This is a genomic window from Micromonospora sp. CPCC 206061, from assembly GCF_036906915.1.
Lineage (GTDB): Bacteria > Actinomycetota > Actinomycetes > Mycobacteriales > Micromonosporaceae > Phytohabitans.
In genome coordinates this window covers 1-15,896 of the sequence record NZ_JBAKHX010000094.1, presented here as the reverse complement: position 1 = coordinate 15,896, position 15,896 = coordinate 1, and the positions used below count along the sequence as shown (strand labels likewise).

The 15,896-nt window shown below is 71.1% G+C and carries 17 protein-coding genes; 5 read left to right on the top strand and 12 right to left on the bottom strand.

Annotation, left to right across the window (positions count from 1 at the left end):
• Positions 1-46: 46 nt before the first annotated feature.
• From V6V89_RS36020 to V6V89_RS36010, 3 genes are read right to left on the bottom strand one after another with little or no spacing between them, the layout of a single operon-like run.
• Positions 47-550 carry a hypothetical protein gene (locus V6V89_RS36020; protein WP_334624120.1) on the bottom strand — a complete coding sequence of 168 codons (504 nt, stop codon included), beginning with the start codon at positions 548-550 and terminating at the stop codon, positions 47-49.
• A 46-nt stretch (positions 551-596) separates the two neighbouring features.
• On the bottom strand, positions 597-1,115 hold the full coding sequence (locus V6V89_RS36015; protein WP_334624119.1) for a hypothetical protein: 519 nt from the start codon (positions 1,113-1,115) through the stop codon (positions 597-599).
• A gap of 20 nt (positions 1,116-1,135) precedes the next feature.
• Positions 1,136-2,179: a helix-turn-helix transcriptional regulator gene (locus tag V6V89_RS36010; protein ID WP_334624118.1), complete on the bottom strand. Its 1,044-nt coding sequence runs from the start codon at positions 2,177-2,179 to the stop codon at positions 1,136-1,138.
• Between the two features lie 472 nt (positions 2,180-2,651).
• On the opposite strand from V6V89_RS36010, the gene V6V89_RS36005 reads away from it, so the two are divergent.
• Complete coding sequence (locus tag V6V89_RS36005; RefSeq protein WP_334624117.1) at positions 2,652-4,538, top strand: S41 family peptidase; 1,887 nt, start codon at positions 2,652-2,654, stop codon at positions 4,536-4,538.
• Here the strand turns inward: V6V89_RS36005 and V6V89_RS36000 are convergent.
• On the bottom strand, positions 4,518-5,723 hold the full coding sequence (locus V6V89_RS36000) for an RNA polymerase sigma factor (RefSeq protein WP_334624131.1): 1,206 nt from the start codon (positions 5,721-5,723) through the stop codon (positions 4,518-4,520). The two genes, V6V89_RS36005 and V6V89_RS36000, sit on opposite strands and share 21 nt — an antisense overlap.
• Before the next feature lie 30 nt (positions 5,724-5,753).
• Positions 5,754-6,107: a YciI family protein gene (locus V6V89_RS35995; RefSeq protein WP_334624116.1), complete on the bottom strand. Its 354-nt coding sequence runs from the start codon at positions 6,105-6,107 to the stop codon at positions 5,754-5,756.
• 186 nt (positions 6,108-6,293) lie between these two features.
• Here V6V89_RS35995 and V6V89_RS35990 point away from each other — a divergent pair, with 186 nt between their 5' ends.
• Together V6V89_RS35990 and V6V89_RS35985 are read left to right on the top strand one after the other, a co-directional pair.
• Positions 6,294-7,262 (top strand): maleylpyruvate isomerase family mycothiol-dependent enzyme, encoded by a 969-nt coding sequence (locus V6V89_RS35990; protein ID WP_334624115.1) that lies wholly within the window; start codon positions 6,294-6,296, stop codon positions 7,260-7,262.
• Positions 7,255-7,848: an RNA polymerase sigma factor gene (locus V6V89_RS35985; protein WP_334624114.1), complete on the top strand. Its 594-nt coding sequence runs from the start codon at positions 7,255-7,257 to the stop codon at positions 7,846-7,848. Before V6V89_RS35990 ends, V6V89_RS35985 begins: the two co-directional genes overlap by 8 nt.
• 19 nt (positions 7,849-7,867) lie before the next feature.
• Here V6V89_RS35985 and V6V89_RS35980 read toward each other — a convergent pair whose 3' ends face one another.
• From V6V89_RS35980 to V6V89_RS35955, 6 genes are all read right to left on the bottom strand, one after another.
• The gene (locus V6V89_RS35980) at positions 7,868-8,872 is read right to left on the bottom strand and encodes a TerC family protein (protein ID WP_334624113.1); all 1,005 of its coding nucleotides are present in this window, start codon (positions 8,870-8,872) and stop codon (positions 7,868-7,870) included.
• 19 nt (positions 8,873-8,891) lie between these two features.
• Positions 8,892-9,653, bottom strand: a complete 762-nt coding sequence (locus V6V89_RS35975; RefSeq protein WP_334624112.1) for a GntR family transcriptional regulator — start codon at positions 9,651-9,653, stop codon at positions 8,892-8,894.
• On the bottom strand, positions 9,654-10,424 hold the full coding sequence (trpA, locus tag V6V89_RS35970; protein WP_334624111.1) for a tryptophan synthase subunit alpha: 771 nt from the start codon (positions 10,422-10,424) through the stop codon (positions 9,654-9,656).
• Positions 10,421-11,632, bottom strand: coding sequence for a tryptophan synthase subunit beta (trpB, locus tag V6V89_RS35965; RefSeq protein ID WP_442935290.1), 1,212 nt, complete (start codon positions 11,630-11,632; stop codon positions 10,421-10,423). Before trpB ends, trpA begins: the two co-directional genes overlap by 4 nt.
• A 203-nt stretch (positions 11,633-11,835) precedes the next feature.
• Positions 11,836-13,047: a NucA/NucB deoxyribonuclease domain-containing protein gene (locus V6V89_RS35960; RefSeq protein WP_334624110.1), complete on the bottom strand. Its 1,212-nt coding sequence runs from the start codon at positions 13,045-13,047 to the stop codon at positions 11,836-11,838.
• Complete coding sequence (locus V6V89_RS35955; protein WP_334624109.1) at positions 13,044-13,433, bottom strand: hypothetical protein; 390 nt, start codon at positions 13,431-13,433, stop codon at positions 13,044-13,046. Before V6V89_RS35955 ends, V6V89_RS35960 begins: the two co-directional genes overlap by 4 nt.
• A gap of 243 nt (positions 13,434-13,676) precedes the next feature.
• Between V6V89_RS35955 and V6V89_RS35950 the strand changes: the two genes are divergently transcribed.
• Both V6V89_RS35950 and V6V89_RS35945 read left to right on the top strand, forming a co-directional pair.
• A complete protein-coding gene (locus V6V89_RS35950) occupies positions 13,677-14,792 on the top strand; it encodes a helix-turn-helix transcriptional regulator (RefSeq protein WP_334624108.1) in 1,116 nt (371 codons plus the stop codon).
• Complete coding sequence (locus tag V6V89_RS35945) at positions 14,789-15,319, top strand: hypothetical protein (RefSeq protein ID WP_334624107.1); 531 nt, start codon at positions 14,789-14,791, stop codon at positions 15,317-15,319. The genes V6V89_RS35950 and V6V89_RS35945 overlap by 4 nt, the downstream gene beginning before the upstream one ends.
• A 254-nt stretch (positions 15,320-15,573) precedes the next feature.
• On the opposite strand, the gene V6V89_RS35940 is transcribed toward V6V89_RS35945, so the two are convergent.
• Complete coding sequence (locus V6V89_RS35940; protein ID WP_334624106.1) at positions 15,574-15,828, bottom strand: YkvA family protein; 255 nt, start codon at positions 15,826-15,828, stop codon at positions 15,574-15,576.
• Between the last annotated feature and the right edge of the window lie 68 nt (positions 15,829-15,896).

Sequence of the window (15,896 nt, the reverse complement as noted above, 5' to 3'; positions counted from 1 at the left end):
TCTCCAAGATCATGACCGGATCCCGTTGCTATTTCCCGCAACCGCGCTACCAGCAGTGGCCGCAGGCCGGACTGGACCCACTGTCAAGATCGGGACCGATGCCCTGGACGGGCCGCGTAACGTACGGATCGTCCGTGGCCATGGGGGTCACAACGATCGGCGATCCCGACTGGGTCGTCGATGCCGGCCGAGGTCGAGCGACGCTGACGCACGCTATACGCGCCGAGTGGCCGGTTACGACGCAGAGCGCGAAGCTTGAGGTGCCTTCACGAACGTCCTTGCCGATGGAGAACGTGGTCGGGGCCGCGGGTCCGTACGACCGCATCGTGCTCTGGTACATCCCGACCGCGTCGGAGTAATAGTGGGCAACACCGAAGCTGCCGCCCGTACCGGTCTCGGCGCAGCCAACTCGACCCTCCAGTGAAAGGCCGCTGCTGGCGATGACCGCCGAGTCGATGGTGCCCGAGAAGCAATCCGCCGTCACCCACTTGATGCCGGCAACGGCCGGAGCGGCGGTCGCTGTCATCGCAACGGCGGCGATCAGCGCCACCACACCTCGTACGCCCCAACGGCTCACGTCTCTCCCCATCCTCCTGTTACCAGCAGTGACCGCAGGCGGGCCGCTCGCTGGAGTCCCGCGGAACGACGCGGACCGAGCGATCGACCATCGGGTCGACCGTCTTCATCTGGAACACATAGAGCTTCGATTCCCAGTTCTCGCGTGTGACCCGGACGCACGCGATGCGAACGCCGTAATCGGTTACCACGCAGAGAGCGAAGTCGACCGGGCCGCGCTCGACATAGTTTCCGATGGAGAACGACGTTGGCGCGGTGTACGCGTACGGCCGCATGTAGGGCTCGTAAACCAGACCCTGATAGTTCCGGCTGTCGTATCGGGCGAATCCGAACTTGGCCTTGCCGAACGCCGCGCAGTTGAGACTGCCGCTCAGTGTCACCTGGGCGAGGGCATAGGTTTCCTGAATCACCGGTGTCTCGTCGAGGGTTCCGGAGAGACACTCGATTCGCTCCCAGACCGGCTCGTCCGCCACCGCCGGACTGGGGGCGACCAGTGCGACCAGCGCGGCCAGCGCGGCCACGGCGGCGATCAGCGCCACGCCGGCTCGGACCATTCGGCTCATGCCTGGCCTCCATCGACTTCATCCATTGTGGACATCGCTGGCGGTATCGCGGCATGGAGCGCGCCGAGAGCGAGACCGAGCTGGAAGCGGTTCTCCACGCCGAGCCGGTCCATCAAGGCCCGCAACGCGTAGGTCACCGAGCGGGTCGACATGCCGAGGCGCTCGGCGGCGCTGGCGTCGGTGTGCCCCTCGGCGAGCAATCTGACCAGCGCCTTCTCCCGTGGTGTAAGCACGAGCCGGGGTACTCCGTTCTTGCGTGGGTCTGTCGCGCCACTCCAGTGGCGGAGGAACAATGCGACGAGCGAGGCGACCGCAGCCGGGTCGACGACCTCCCAGGTGCCGCGGCTCAGGTCGAGCGGATCAACCGCGAGCAGTGCCACCCGCCGGTCGAAGATCATCAGTTTGTGTGGCAGCTGGGCCGCCTCCCGGTACTCGCCACCGAGGCGTGCGAACTCGACCGTGTGCTGCGTCGACCGGTCACCGTCCGCGGGCGGGCGGCCCAGTGCCAGCAACCGCACGCCGCGCCTCAGGGCGGCGACATCAAGCGGCGATGCGACCGCGAGGGTCTCGGCGCTGATGATCCGTTCCGGGTTCATCGCCATCTGCTCGGCGCGTTCGGTCGGCGCGAGCTCGGCGACCCGGCGCCGGGTGCTGTCGCGGTCGGGGAGGCGCCGCGCCGCGAATGGCGGCTGGGAAAGCCCGGCCGCACGCCCGGTGGGCGCCACCGCGGCGCGCCGCAGCGCACGCCGCCGAAGCGACATCACCGCGTCGTCCACCGCCACAGCCCGCCATGTCGCAGCCTCCAGACCGTATGCCGGCTCGCGGGCGACCTGGACGAGCCTGGCCTCCATCAACTCGTCCAGCGCCGCACGCACTCTGCGCACCACCAGGCCGAGGTCCGCCGCGACCTCGCCGGCCCGCCGGGGGCCGAACGTCGCCAGACACCGGTACACCAGATCGGCGTCAGCTGTTACGCCCCAGCGCACCAGCGACGGCACGGACTTACCTAAGGCCAGCACCCCCGTACTGCTGCCTGCCACGTACGACCTCCCCCATCACGCGGCCGGACCTGGAATGCAGCGATCCAAGCACAGCAGCGGACGGAAGTCTCCCTTCCACAAGATCATCGACGAGATCTCTTGCGGGATCACGCAATGCCTCTGCCGAGTGGCGGGCAGCCGCGCCCCCTTCGGGTCCGTCACCCTCCCAGGGCATCCCAGCAGGCCAGGCTTTCAGAACGTCTTCACCACCCGTCGGGCGAGGGCGCGTGGCACGCCCCCTCCACCTGGGCGCATGACTGGCAGCCTTGTCGCCGCGGACGCCGAGACCTGGGGTATCTCGGGGCCGACCTTCCTCACCGCGTTCATCGCCGTCGCCGCCGGCCGAGGTGGAGGCTGCGGTGGCTAGCCGCCGCACAGGCAGAACCGTTCCAGCCGGTATCACAGCCGTCCAGCGGCCCTCTCTCCTAGACGAACGCCGACTTTGGGCGGTCGGCGACAACGGAGGTGTGCCATGCCGGCTGATGAGGACAAGCGGCTCAGCCGCGAGGCAGTCGCGGCGGCGCCGCTGCTGACCGACTTCCGGGCCCAGCTCGACGAGCGATCGTTGACGGACTCCGAGCGCGACCTGGTGGCCCGGCAGGCCGCCCGGCTGGTCGACGACGTGTACGTGCACCAGTGGCAGAAGCGGGCCATGTACGGGATCGACCCGAGCCAGCGGCTGCGGCTGCTGCGCCGCCGCCTCGGCCAGCTGTCCGAGGCGGACTTTCACACCGAGCTCCAGCGGATCTTCACGGACCTGCGCGACCTGCACACCCTGTACGTGCTGCCGCGCCCGTACGTCGGCAAGCTCGCCACCGTCGGCATGCTGATCGAGCAGTGCTGGGACGGCGACGAGCCGCGCTGGCTGGTCTCGCACGTGCGGTCCGACCTGGTCGGTGACCCGAGGCTGGTGCGGGGCGCCGAGATCACCCACTGGAACGGGGCGCCGATCACGGTGGCGGTCGCCCGCAACGCCGAGAAGGAGGGCGGCAGCAACCCGCCCGCCCGGCTGGCGCGCGGCCGGGAACGGATGACGCAGCGCTCCCTCGCGGTCTCGCAGGTGCCCGACGAAGACTGGGTCGACGTGCGGTACACGGTGGACGGCGAGACGCACGAGAGCCGCATCCCGTGGCGGATCGTGAGCGTCAACGACGAGATCACCCCGACGGACGGTGAGGCCGTCGGGGCGGTCGCCGACGCCGAGGCCACCCCCGCCACGAGCGTCGCCGCGAACGTGCTCGCCATGGACCTGCGCACCGAGGTGGTGCGGCAGGTGAAGCGCGCGCTGTTCGCGCCGCCCGACATCGCCGCCGCCGAGCCCACGCTGATCCCGAACGACCGGCCAGACGGTGAGCTCAAGGCGCGCGTCATCACGACGGCGCACGGCACGTTCGGACACCTGCGGCTGTACACGTTCCACATGGAGGACCAGGACTACGAGGGCTTCCTCCGCGAGATCCGCCGGCTGCTCCCGCTGATGCCGCGCGACGGCATCATCCTCGACGTGCGCGGCAACGGCGGCGGCTACGTGTACGCGGCGGAGGCGCTGCTGCAGTACTTCACGCCGCGCGTGGTGCGCCCAGAGCCGTTCCAGTTCGTCAACACCGAGGCAACCGCGGGATTGTCCACTGTGGTGGAGTGGCTGTCGCCATGGAACGAGTCGATCGGCGATGCCATCGAGACCGGCGCGCAGTACTCCACGGCGATCCCGTTCTTCACCGAAGACGAGGTCAACGACTTCGGGCAGCTCTACCACGGCCCGGTCGTGCTGGTGACCGACGCGCTCTGCTACAGCGCCACCGACATCTTCGCCGCGGGCTTCCAGGACAACGAGATCGGCCCGGTCCTGGGCGTCGAGGGCAACACCGGGGCCGGCGGCGCGACCGTATGGGAGCACTCCGACCTGGTCACCCGCTGGCCCGGCGGCCCGTTCACGGCGCTGCCGCGAGGCGCGCGGCTGCGGGTGTCGCTGCTGCGCACCCTGCGGGTCGGCGCGCACGCCGGTCAGCCGCTGGAAGACCTTGGCGTACTGCCCGACGAGGTACACCAACTCACCCGGCGCGACCTGCTGGAGGGCAACGCCGACCTGTTCGACGCGGCCGGCGCGCTGCTGGCCAAGCGCACCTCGCGCCTGCTCGACGTCGAGGCGCGGCCGATGGGTTCGCGGATCGAGCTTGCGGTCACCACCGCGAACCTGTCCAGTCTGGACTGCTATGTGGACGGTCGGCCGGTCAGGTCGGTGGCGGTGCCCGACGGGCGGCGCACGGTCACGGTGCCGGCCGGCGAGCACGTGCGCCTGGAAGGCTTCGACGGCACCACGCTCGCGGCGGCACGCACCCTACGGTTCGCGGTCGCCTGACCGCCGGCGCAGGAAGTCGCGCTCCGCCTCGTTGCCGGTGCGGTCGATCGCCGCCTGGTACGCCCGCGCCGCCTCGGCCTCGCGGCCGAGGCGGCGCAGCAGGTCCGCGCGCACCGCGTGGTAGAGGTGGTAGCTGGAAAGGTCGAGGGCGTCGACCAGCGCGAGAGCGGCACCGGGCCCCTCGACCTCGGCCACGGCGGCCGCGCGATGCAGCGCCGCGACCGGGCTCGGCGCCACGGTCAGCAGGAGGTCGTACAGGGCGACAACCTGCCGCCAGTCGGTGTCCGCCGCGGTGGACGCGTCACTGTGCACCGCGTTGATCGCGGCCTGGATCTGGTACGGGCCCGGCTGGTCGCGGCGCAGGCAGCGCCGGACGATCTGTTGGCCCTCGGCGATGAGCGCCCTGTCCCACGCCCCGCGGTCCTGGTCGGCGAGGCGCACCAGGGCACCGTCCGGGGTGGTGCGGGCGGCTCGGCGCGCGTCGGTGAGCAGCATGAGCGCGAGCAGCCCCAGCACCTCGGGCTCGTCGGGCATCAGCTCGGCGAGCAGGCGCCCGAGGCGGATCGCCTCCGCGCACAGCTCGGCGCGCACCAACCGGTCACCGGAGCTGGCCGCGTACCCCTCATTGAAGATCAGGTACACCACGGCGAGGACGGTGCGCAGCCGGTCCGGCAGGTCGGCGTCGCGCGGCACGCGGTACGGGATGCGCGCATCGCGGATCTTGCCCTTCGCGCGGACCAGGCGCTGCGCCATGGTTTTTTCCGGCACCAGGAAGGCGCGCGCGATCTCGGCGGTGGTGAGCCCGCCGAGCAGCCGCAGCGACAGCGCGACCCGGGCGGCCGGCGCGAGCGCCGGGTGGCAGCAGGTGAAGATCAGGCGGAGCCGGTCGTCGGGCACGGCACCCACCTCCACGGGTTCGTCGGGCGCGTACAGCAGCGCGGCCTGCGCGTGCCGGTTGTCGCGGGTGTACTCGCGCCGCAGCCGGTCGATGGCGCGGTTCCGGGCGGTGGTGATGATCCAGCCGGCCGGGCTGGGCGGCGGCCCCGTCTCGGGCCACCGCCGCACCGCCTCTGCGAACGCGTCCTGGACCGCCTCCTCGGCGACGTCGATGTCGCCGAAGACGCGGACCAGCACAGCGACCGCCCGGGCGTACTCCGCCCGGAACACCCGCTCGACCTCGGTCATGCGCCGGCTAGCAGAGCTGGTCATGCCCGATCAGCAGTGCCCCTCGGCCGCCGGACGCACCTCGATCGACAGCGGGTGCAGCACGCGGGCGAGCTTGCGGCCCCACTCCAGCGCGGCGTCGAGATCCGGCGCCTGGATCATCGTGAACCCGCCGATGTGCTCCTTGCCCTCCACGAACGGGCCGTCGGTCACCAGGACGTCGTCGCCGTTCGCCCGCAGCACGGTCGCCGTGGACGGCGGGTGCAGGCCGGCGGCGAAGACCCACGCGCCGGCCGCCTTGATCTCCTCGTTCAGGGCGGCCAGGTTACGCATGATCGGGTCCAGGACCTCCGGTGGCGGTGGGTCACCGTCGGGCTGGTAGATGCTGAGCAGGTACTGCTTCATGGTGCTCTCCCTTCTCTCATCACCTACACGAACGGCCTGTCGCCAGATCGACACCCCATTCTCGCCAGGTCGCGCATCCGTCGCGGCGGGTCGCGCGAACCCGTGACACAAGCGGGGCAGGACACTTCGACGCATTGACATATGCTCGGTGGGTCCGCCCGGCCGTCGTGCCGCTGGAGGGTCGAGATGACTGACGATCCGCACCCCGAAGACCTGCTCGGGGCGTATGCCGTGGACGCCTGCGCCGCCACCGAGGTGGCCACCGTCGCCGAACACACCGCCGACTGCCCGCACTGCGCCGCCGAAGGCACCCGCCTCACCGAGGCCGCACACTGGCTGGGCGTGCTGACCGCCCGCCGGCCACCCGACGCGCTGCGCAGCCGGGTGCTCGAAGCCGCACGCGCGGCACGCCCGGCCCGCGAGCCCGAGGTCGGGCAGCTGCTCGACCCGTACGCGCGGCAGGTGGCCGCGTTCGACAGGCTGCTCGCGGGGCTGGAGCCCGACCAGTGGCGGCTCCCCACCGCCAAGTACGAAAACGTCGGCGCGCTGGTCACCCACCTGACGGCCAGCGACGGCCTGGTGGCCGACGACCTCGGCGTCCCTGCCGGGTCCACAGCGGAGCCGCAGGTCCGGCGGCGGTGGCGCGCACAGGCCGACGCACTGCTGCGCGAGGTCGCCACCGGCGGCCCACGCCTGCTGGAGCGGCAGGTCCGGCTGGCCGGCAAGGCACCCGTCCGGCGGCCGCTGCGCGAGGCGCTGGTGCAGCGCACCTTCGAGACCTGGATCCACGCCGACGATCTGCGCACCACCCTGCGGCTGCCGTCCGACCCACCCCGGCCCGACCAGCTCGCCGGCATCGCCGGCTTCGCGCTGGTGCTGCTGCCCGGCGCGATCGACGCCGCCGGACGCGGCCGGCCCGGCCAGGTCCGGCTCGTCCTGACCGGCCCTGGCGGCACCGAGCACCTGGTCGCGCTCTCGGCCCTTCGTTCCGGGCCGCCGCAGGGGGCGGTCGCGGAGGTCGTCGTGCCGCTCGTGAGGTTCTGTCGGTTGCTGGCCGGCCGGGTGAGCGTGCCCGAGTCGGGTGCCGAGATTCGTGGCGATTCGGGCGCCGCTACCGACTTCCTCGAAGTCGCCGCGACGTTGGGGTGTGACTGAGGTGCTCGGGGGCGTCGACGACAACGACGTACGACTGCGCGACGCGCTCACCGGAGGCTGCGAAGAGGCCCTGGCCGAGGTCTACGACGCCCACTCACCGACGGTGTACGGGCTCGCGCTCCGCTTGACCGGCGACCGCGGCGCCGCGGAAGACATCACCCAGGAGGTGTTCGTCGAGCTGTGGATGCGCCCGGAGCGGTACGACCCGCGACGCACCCGGCTCCGCAGCTGGCTCTGCATGATCACCCGGCGCCGGGCCATCGACTGGCTACGGCGCCGCCGCACCCAGGACCACTACGCTCCGGTACTTGCGGAGCCGGCCGCCACGGCGGGAGTGGAAGACGACGTGCTGACCGCCAGCCTTGCCGCCCAGGTGCGCACAGCCGTCGACGAGCTGCCCTCCCAGCACCGGCAGGCGATCCTGCTGGCGTACTACCAGGGGTTGACCTACCAGCAGGTGGCGCGCGCCCTCAACATCCCCGAGGGCACCGCGAAGTCGAGGCTTCGCAGCGGCCTACGCCGCTTGGCCGACGCGTTGGCAGCGGCTGGCTTCGACGACCTGGCAGTGGCGAAGCGTCAGGACTAGCGGTGGACTAGCGGCACGTCTATGTCTCGCGTTCGGTGGTTTCGCGTTCGCTGGCGCGCAGCGAGCCGGCGTGTGCGCGAGCCGTTGGGTCGCGGCGGACCTTGACCAGACTGGCCACTGTGGTCACCGCGAGCACGACGCCGATGACGATCAGGGAGACGTTGGTGCTGACCTCGGGGACCGCGTCGCTGATGTCCTTGTGTGCCCAGTGCAGCACCAGCTTGACGCCGATGAACGCCAGGATCAGCGCGAGCCCGGTTGACAGGTACACCAGCCGGTCCAGCAGGCCGCTGACCAGGAAGTACAGGGCGCGCAGGCCAAGCAGGGCGAACGCGTTGGCGGTGAAGACGAGGTACGGCTCCTCGGTCACCCCGAAGACCGCGGGGATCGAGTCGAGCGCGAAGAGCAGGTCGGTGCTGCCGATCGCTATCAGTACGACGAACAGCGGGGTGACCGCGCGCCGCCCGTCGAGCCGGGTCACGAGCTTGCCGCCCTCGTACCCATCGGTGATCGGCAGGAACCGGCGGGTGGCCCGGATCATCACGTTGTCGCCGATGTCCGGATCTTCGTCGCGGTGCCGGAAGAGCTGGATCGCCGTGATGATCAGCAGCGCGCCGAACACCAGGAACATGAACGTGAACAGGTTCAGCAGGGCGGCGCCCACCGCGATGAAGATCGCCCGCATGACCAGCGCGAGGATGATGCCGAACGTGAGCACCTTGTGCTGGTGCTCGGCCGGCACCGCGAACGTGGTCATGATGATCACGAAGACGAAGAGGTTGTCGACGGACAGGCTCTTCTCGACCAGGTAGCCGGCGAAGTACTGGGTGCCGAACTCGGCCCCGTGCTGGGCGTACACCACCAGGCCGAAGACGATCGCCGCCGCGATGTAGAACACCGACCAGGCGACGGCTTCCCTGAAGCCGACCGCGTGCGGGCGGACCGCCGCGAGGATCAGGTCGACGGCCAGCAACGCCAGGATGAGCCCGATGGTGACCAGCCACGCTGCCAGGCCGACGTCCACACTTCGAGCATACGCAAGATCAGCGGGGCGCAAGGCCTGACCAGGCAATGGACAGCCCGGTGGCCTGCCGGTCGGTGCGGATCTCCAGCATGCTGCCCAGAATCGTGGCGCGGTCGGCGACCACCGCGCCACCGTCCAGCGCGTACGTGATCCGGTCGCTGACGAACACCGGAGTGCCCGCCGGCTCGCCCAGGTGCCGCGCGGCCACCGCCTCCAGTGCCTCCGGCCTGACGGTCTCGGCCGCCCGCGCCACCGCGACGCCCGCGTCGGCGAGCGCCCCGTACAGCGACACCGTCCCGAAGTCGCGCTCGCGGATCGCGTCGGCGTGCGGCTGGGGTACCCAGGACACCTGATGCACGGCGGGCCGGCCGGCGAACACGCGAAGCCTTTCCAGCCGCAGCGCCGTGTCTGAAGGCCGGACCCGCAGTTGGGCCGCGACCCGCGCCGGAAGCCCGCGCACCGACCGGCCGAGCACCGTGGTGCGCACCTCGTGCCCCTGTTCGCGCAGGTCGTCGGCGAGGCTGCGCAGCGAGCCGAGCCGGTACGCCAGGTGTGGCGGGGACACGAAGGTGCCCTTGCCAGGCTGCTGGACGATGAGCCGGTCGTCGCTGAGCTGCCGCAGGGCCTGCCGCAGCGTCATCAGCGTGACCCCGTAGGCGGCGCTCAGCTCGCGCTGCGCGGGCAGCGCCTCACCGGGGGCGTACTCCCCCGCCCGGATCTTCGCGGCGAGGTCGGCGGCGATGGCCCGGTACCTCGCCTCGGCGGGCCCTTCGCGGGTCACTCACCCTCCCTGGTCGATGGCTCGCCGCATTTTAGCCAGGAAGCCGCCCACCTCCTTCGGTCCCGCGCCGTCGAGGACGCGCCGCACGACCGCCGCCCCGACGATCACGCCGTCGGCCGCTTGGCTGGCCCGCGCGGCGTGCTCGGGTGTGGTGATGCCGAACCCGTGCAGTACCGGACGGTCGGTGCCCGCTTTCAGCCGCTCGACCAGCGCCGCCGCCGAGGCGTCCACCTCGTGACGCTCGCCGGTCGTGCCCATCAGCGAGACCGCGTACACGAAGCCGCGGCTGCGCTCGGCGATCTGGGCGAGCCGCGGTGCCGGGGTGACCACCGAGGCGAGCAGGGCCAGCTCGATGCCGGCCGCCTCGGCCGCGGCGATCAGCTCGCCGGCCTCGTCCAGCGGCAGGTCGGGCACGATCAGGCCGGCGAAGCCGGCGTCCCGCAGCGCGGCGCAGAACCGCTCCGGCCCGTCGTGGGCGACGAGGTTGTAGTAGGTGCTCGCAACGAGCGGCACACCGAGGTCGAGCCCCGTGACGTCTGCCAACACCCTGCGCACGGTCGTGCCACGGGCCAGGGCCGCGTCGTTGGCGTCCTGGATCGTCGGGCCGTCCAGCGTCGGGTCGGAGAACGGCAGGCCCACCTCGATGGCGTCCGCGCCGGCTTCGGCGAACGCCCGCAGGTACTCGACCCAGCCGTCGGTGACCCCGCCCATGATGTACGGCATCAGAAGCTTGCGCCCCGCCGCCCGGAACCGAGCCTCTATCCCACTCACAACAGCTCCATCAGGGTCGAGATGTCCTTGTCGCCGCGGCCGGAGAGGGTGAGCAGCACGGTTGCGCCGGGCGGCAGTTCACCGCTGGCGGCCGCGCGGATCACCCACGCGACCGCGTGCGCCGACTCCAGGGCAGGGACGATTCCCTCGGTACGCGCCAGCCGCACGGCCGCCTCGACGACCTCACCGTCCTCGACGGTGACGTACCGGGCGCGGCCGAGGTCGCGCAGGTGGGCGTGCTCGGGGCCGACGCCCGGGTAGTCGAGGCCGGGGGCGATCGAGTGCGCCTCGGTGACCTGCCCGTCGCCGTCCTGGAGGAACAGCGACCGGAACCCGTGCAGCACGCCGGTGCGCCCACGCGCCGCCCCTGCCCCACCGGCCGCTTCCACGCCGACCAGGCGCGCCGGCGTGCCGACGAACCCTGCGAACGTGCCGGCCGCGTTGGAGCCGCCGCCGACGCAGGCCACCACGTAGTCGGGCACCCCGGTGGGCAGCTCGGCGGCGCACTGGCCGCGCGCCTCGTCGCCGATCACGCGCTGCAGCTCGCGGACCATGTACGGGTACGGGTGCGGCCCGATCACCGAGCCGACGCAGTAGTACGCCTCGTCGACCACGCCGACCCAGTGCCGCATGGCCTGGCTGGTGGCGTCCTTGAGGGTGCGGCTGCCGGTGCGCACCGGCACCACCTCGGCGCCGAGCACCCGCATCCGGAACACGTTCGGCGCCTGCCGCTCCATGTCCCGCTCCCCCATGAACACGGTGGCTTTCAGGCCCAGCAGCGCGGCGGCGGTGGCGGTAGCCACGCCGTGTGACCCGGCGCCGGTCTCGGCGATGAGCCGGGTGCGCCCCATGCGGCTCGCCAGCAGCGCCTGGCCGATCACGTTGTTGATCTTGTGGGAGCCGGTGTGCGCCAGGTCCTCCCGCTTGAGCAGCAGGTCGACGCCCAGCTCGGCCGAGAGTCGCCAGGCCGGGGTAAGCGGCGTCGGCCGTCCCACGTGCAGCGCCAGCAGGTTCGCGAGGCTCTTGCGGAATCCCGCGTCGGCCCACGCATCCTGGAACGCCGCCGCCACCTCGTCGCACGCCGCGACCAGCGGCTCCGGCACATACCGACCGCCGTGCTCACCGAACCGGCCGCGCGGACCGGGGTCAGCCATCACCCCGGCCCGTGCGCGCGGCAGCACCTCGTCGCCCACTGTTCTATAACTCATGGGAGAGTTCTATAACAGTTCGCGATGGATCGCAACCACCGATGAACGTCTCGACGCAAGTTCGATGAACGCCTCCTCTCATGCTGAGCGCATCGCCCGCCGAGACCGGCCGGGTATCCGCCACTCGCGTCGCGAATACCCGGCCGGCGCCGGGCCCGGTCCCGGCTGGAGGAGAGATTAGGTGCCGGGAAGCGGGCACGTCGTCAGACGACTCGGACCTCGAACCGATCCCCCTCGATCACCCGGTCGTCGAGGTAGAAGATGCCAAGGTCCGAGCCGCCGCCTGAGTTGTCCCCCTCATTGATCATGCAGGCGCTGTAGCCGGCCGACTCGCCCGGTTGACGGACCTGCAACGGCACGTAACAGAGGAATCCGTTGCCGCCGCCGTTGATGCCGCCCAAGATCCGGAAGGTCCGGCCATACGGCTGGTTCGCTGCACCCTCGTAGGTGGAGGCATAGGGGTACTCGTCGCACGACATGCCCGCCGGCCTCGGGTACGAGGACGGGCAGGCGATTCTTCTGTTCGCATCGCGGAGCGCCTCGTTCGTGGTCCGGGTGAGCACCCGGGGCATCCCGTGACTGTGCGCCAGCCCGATGTGCCGCGCGTAGGTGGGGTACCGCAGGCTGCCGATCTCGTGGACCGGCTGGTAGGTGTCGTACACGCAGCCCCACCGGTACCCGTTGAGCGCGTCGTCGCAGCGGTGGGTCGGCGGCGCGTCGTCGAGTTGGTTGCTCCGCGATGGGTTGGCGACCGGGTTGGTCGCCACCCAGGTCCAGCGCGAACCGGCACGCCAGACCGTCCCCAAACCACCGTGGTTGGCGTCGACCGTCGCCGAGCCGCGCACGGTCACCCCCGGCAGGAACCGGACGCCGCCACCGTTGTAGATCCAGGAGACCAGGCGGCAGTTGTGGGTGCACTCCGGTGCGGCCGCCATGCCCGGCTCGCCGATGAAGCCAGTGGCAGACGTCGCGGTGATCGCGAAGTCGTGCGTCCACCGGCCGTCGGAGATGAGGATGCTGCTGGTGACGGAGAATCCGATCCAGCCGACCGACGTCCCGGTCGCGCGGTCGACCAGGTAGTAGTTGCCGGTCAGGGTGGCGCAGCCGAACTTGCGGCGGACCTGCCACCGGTTGGCACCGCACTCGTTGGCGACGGCGGCGGCGGGCTTGGCGGCGCCGGCGCGGCCGAACTCGATACAGGCCGTGGTGCCGGTGCCCGGTGAGCGGGCCGCCTGCGCGCGGATCGCGGCGCAGCCCTGGCCCGACGCACCCGCCACCGGTGCCGGTGCGGCGGCGCCGGCCATGGTTCCCGGCTGGCTGCGGACGGCCGGTTCGGCGTACGCGGCGGCCGGCGTCAGGGTCGCGATCAGGGCGGCGGCGGCCAGGACGACCAGGGGCGCCCGACGGCCGGTCACGGCCACTCCCCAGGGTTGCAGTAGACAAGCCGCCCGGTGCTGCCGGTGCCGTCGGCGTTGGTTACCCAGACCCCAATGTCGACCGGGCCGCTGCAGCCAAGCTGGACCTGGGTCAGGTTGTCGAAGCCCGAGATCGGGGTGCCCCGCAGTGTCCAGCGGATCTGCACCGGGCTCGTGGACAGGTACGAGACGGAGCAGATGACGGTTCGGGCACCCGAGTCACATTGCATGCTCACGTTCGGTCCTGCCTGTACGGACGAGGTGGCGGCGGGCGGTGCGGCGGTGGCGGGTACCGCGGCGGCCAGCACGGCGGCGACCGACACGGCCGACGCCAGCCCGACCGTCCGGGCGACGCGTTCTCGCGTCGTGGTGCGTCCTCGCAGCATGGTGATGCCTCCAGGGTTCGATGGATCGAGGGCATCAGCAGCGTCGGATCGGCCCCCGGCCCGGTCAACATCACCGCAGCCGATTGTCCACTTGGCCCGATTGTGGTGCGGGATCACGCATCGGCCGCCGGCGCGCCACGCTACGACCGGATTCAGGGCATCAACCGAAGATCAGTAAGGCCGATGTACGGATACGTCCTTGGCCGGTATCGTCCGCTCCGAGGGCCGACATGGGGAGGCTGCATGTGGGAATCCCCGGATCAGGTCGTGGTACACGACGCGATCCCGTCCATCGTCCGATGGGGATACTCCCCCGACTCGGATCTGGTCTACCGAGCTCTGGTGATGCTCGGCGCCTGCTCGGCCGATGAGCTCGGGCGCAGCCTCGGCATGCCGGCGCGGCGGATCTGGTCGGCGTTGCAGGAGTTGGCGACGATCCCCGCGGCGATGGTCAAGGTCGAGCCCGGCCACACCGACCACATCTGGTACGCCCGACCCCCGGCCAGCCTGCTGCGGTCGATCCGCCGGCCGTTCGGGCCGAGGGCTGGCACGACCGGCACCGCCCGGCCACCGGACATCGCCGGGGAGATCCTCGCCGCCGGGCGATTCGGCGACGGCATCGCGCATCTGCCGACCCGGGCGGCCACCCGGCGCCGGCTAGCCGAGCTGGCCCGGGTCACCCAACACGAGCACCTGGCCATCAACACCGAGGTGGTGTTCGACGCGCAGTCGGCCCAGTCCGGAATCTCGGTGGACCGAAGCCTGCTTGATCGAGGGGTACGGATGCGGGTTCTCGGCCGACACTCCAGCGACGGGGACGATCCGTTGCTCGCGTACGGGCGCCGGCCGGACGAGGCCCGCCCCGACTACCGGCAAGCCCGGCAGGTGCCGATGAAGCTCATCGTCATCGACCGCCGGGTGGCGTTCTTTCCGGTTGCGCCGGACGACTTCGGGCGCGGCTACCTGGAGCTGAGCCAACCGCCGCTGGTCGCCGCCCTGGTCGGCCTCTTCGAGCGGACCTGGGCCGACGCCCGGTCGGCGGCTCCCGGCTCACCGCCACTGGCCCTCGACGACCGGGAACAGGCCCTGATCGCGTTGCTCGCCCAGGGGCACACCGATGTGACGGCCGCCCGGGAGTTGCGGATCAGTCCTCGTACGGTGAGCAACGTCCTGCGGTCGTTGATGGAGCGCGCCGGCGTGGAGAACCGGTTTCAGCTCGGGCTCGCGCTAGGCGCCGGCCAGCAACCGCCACCGGGCCCGGCATCGCCGTCCGGCCGACCGCCGTCGGTTGGGCTATCCCCGTCAACCGGTCCGGCGCTGGCGCCCGGACCGACTCGATCGCGTGGAGTGGATTCATGAGGTCCCTGATCCGCGGCCTGCTCGCGTGCTTCCTTATCGCAACCCCGCTGCTGCCGGCCGGCGTCGCCGCCGCGGCGGCGGCAGAAACCAAGACCGCGACCGAACAGCCGATCATCTGGCCGGCGTTGCCGTGCGCGACTGGCGAGATGGCCGCCTCCGTCATCGGATCCGACATCTGGGTGTCGGGTTGGATCCAGCCCTGTGCCGGCACGGAGGACTCCGCCGCCACGTTCGCGATCGGCTACTACCGGGTCCTCTCCGCTGCCTGGGTCGTCCCGCTCAGCTACCAAGGGGCGACGACCCCGACGACCTTCTCCGGTCGGCTGGCTCCCGCGGCCGTCACCGGCCTTCGCGGGATCTGTTTGACGTTCAACCCCACGGGTCGGCTCGCCTGTTACGCCGTCGACCGGTCACCGGACGGGCTGACCGTCACCCCCATCGGTGTCAACGACCGGCTGGTCCGGATACCGATCACGGTTACTTCGAGAAACCCGGATCCGGGGACGATCTGCGGCAACTGCGTCTGATCTCACATCCGGCCGCGCCTACTACCGCCGCCGCGCCGCCGAGGGCAAGACCACAATGGAGGCCCTCAGCCGGACGTGGTCTACCGCCAGATAATCCTCGACGCCCAACGCGCCCCAGCCGGAGGGGCGGGCCCGGGAGGACACCTGGGAGCGACTCTGCAATCCAGCGCGGCCAGCCCAATCCCGACGGCCAGCTCTTCGGATCAGTCACAGCCCGGACCCGCTGCCCACAAGCCTAGAACATTCCTCGCCCCTCAGCGCTCCCGGCCGGGCGGGACTGGCCGTGCCGGCCGCTGCCGGCGTACCAGGTGCGTCAAATACAGAAGTGCCCCGGCCAGGACGCCCATGTCGTCCAGGTAGATCGGATCGGGCAGCACATCGACGGGCAGGACGGTGTACGCAAGCGCGCCGTAGAACGCGACCCTGCCGCCGACGCCCAGTTCCCCTAGCAGCTTGCGGGTGCGCCACACCCGCACAGTCAACACGATCGCGCCGATCAGCGAAGCCACCGCGACCCGGGTTCCGCAGTTCGTAGTCACACGTGTGCTGGAGTTTAGGGGTTGAGCTGGGCAAACGC

What these genes read in the sequence shown, in the direction of transcription:
- V6V89_RS36005 (WP_334624117.1), top strand. Translation starts at nt 2,652, where the DNA reads ATGCCGGCTGATGAGGACAAGCGGCTCAGCCGCGAGGCAGTCGCGGCG.
- V6V89_RS36000 (WP_334624131.1), bottom strand. Translation starts at nt 5,723, where the DNA reads ATGACCGAGGTCGAGCGGGTGTTCCGGGCGGAGTACGCCCGGGCGGTC.
- V6V89_RS35995 (WP_334624116.1), bottom strand. Translation starts at nt 6,107, where the DNA reads ATGAAGCAGTACCTGCTCAGCATCTACCAGCCCGACGGTGACCCACCG.
- V6V89_RS35990 (WP_334624115.1), top strand. Translation starts at nt 6,294, where the DNA reads ATGACTGACGATCCGCACCCCGAAGACCTGCTCGGGGCGTATGCCGTG.
- trpB (WP_442935290.1), bottom strand. Translation starts at nt 11,632, where the DNA reads ATGAGTTATAGAACAGTGGGCGACGAGGTGCTGCCGCGCGCACGGGCC.
- V6V89_RS35955 (WP_334624109.1), bottom strand. Translation starts at nt 13,433, where the DNA reads ATGCTGCGAGGACGCACCACGACGCGAGAACGCGTCGCCCGGACGGTC.
- V6V89_RS35950 (WP_334624108.1), top strand. Translation starts at nt 13,677, where the DNA reads ATGTGGGAATCCCCGGATCAGGTCGTGGTACACGACGCGATCCCGTCC.
- V6V89_RS35945 (WP_334624107.1), top strand. Translation starts at nt 14,789, where the DNA reads ATGAGGTCCCTGATCCGCGGCCTGCTCGCGTGCTTCCTTATCGCAACC.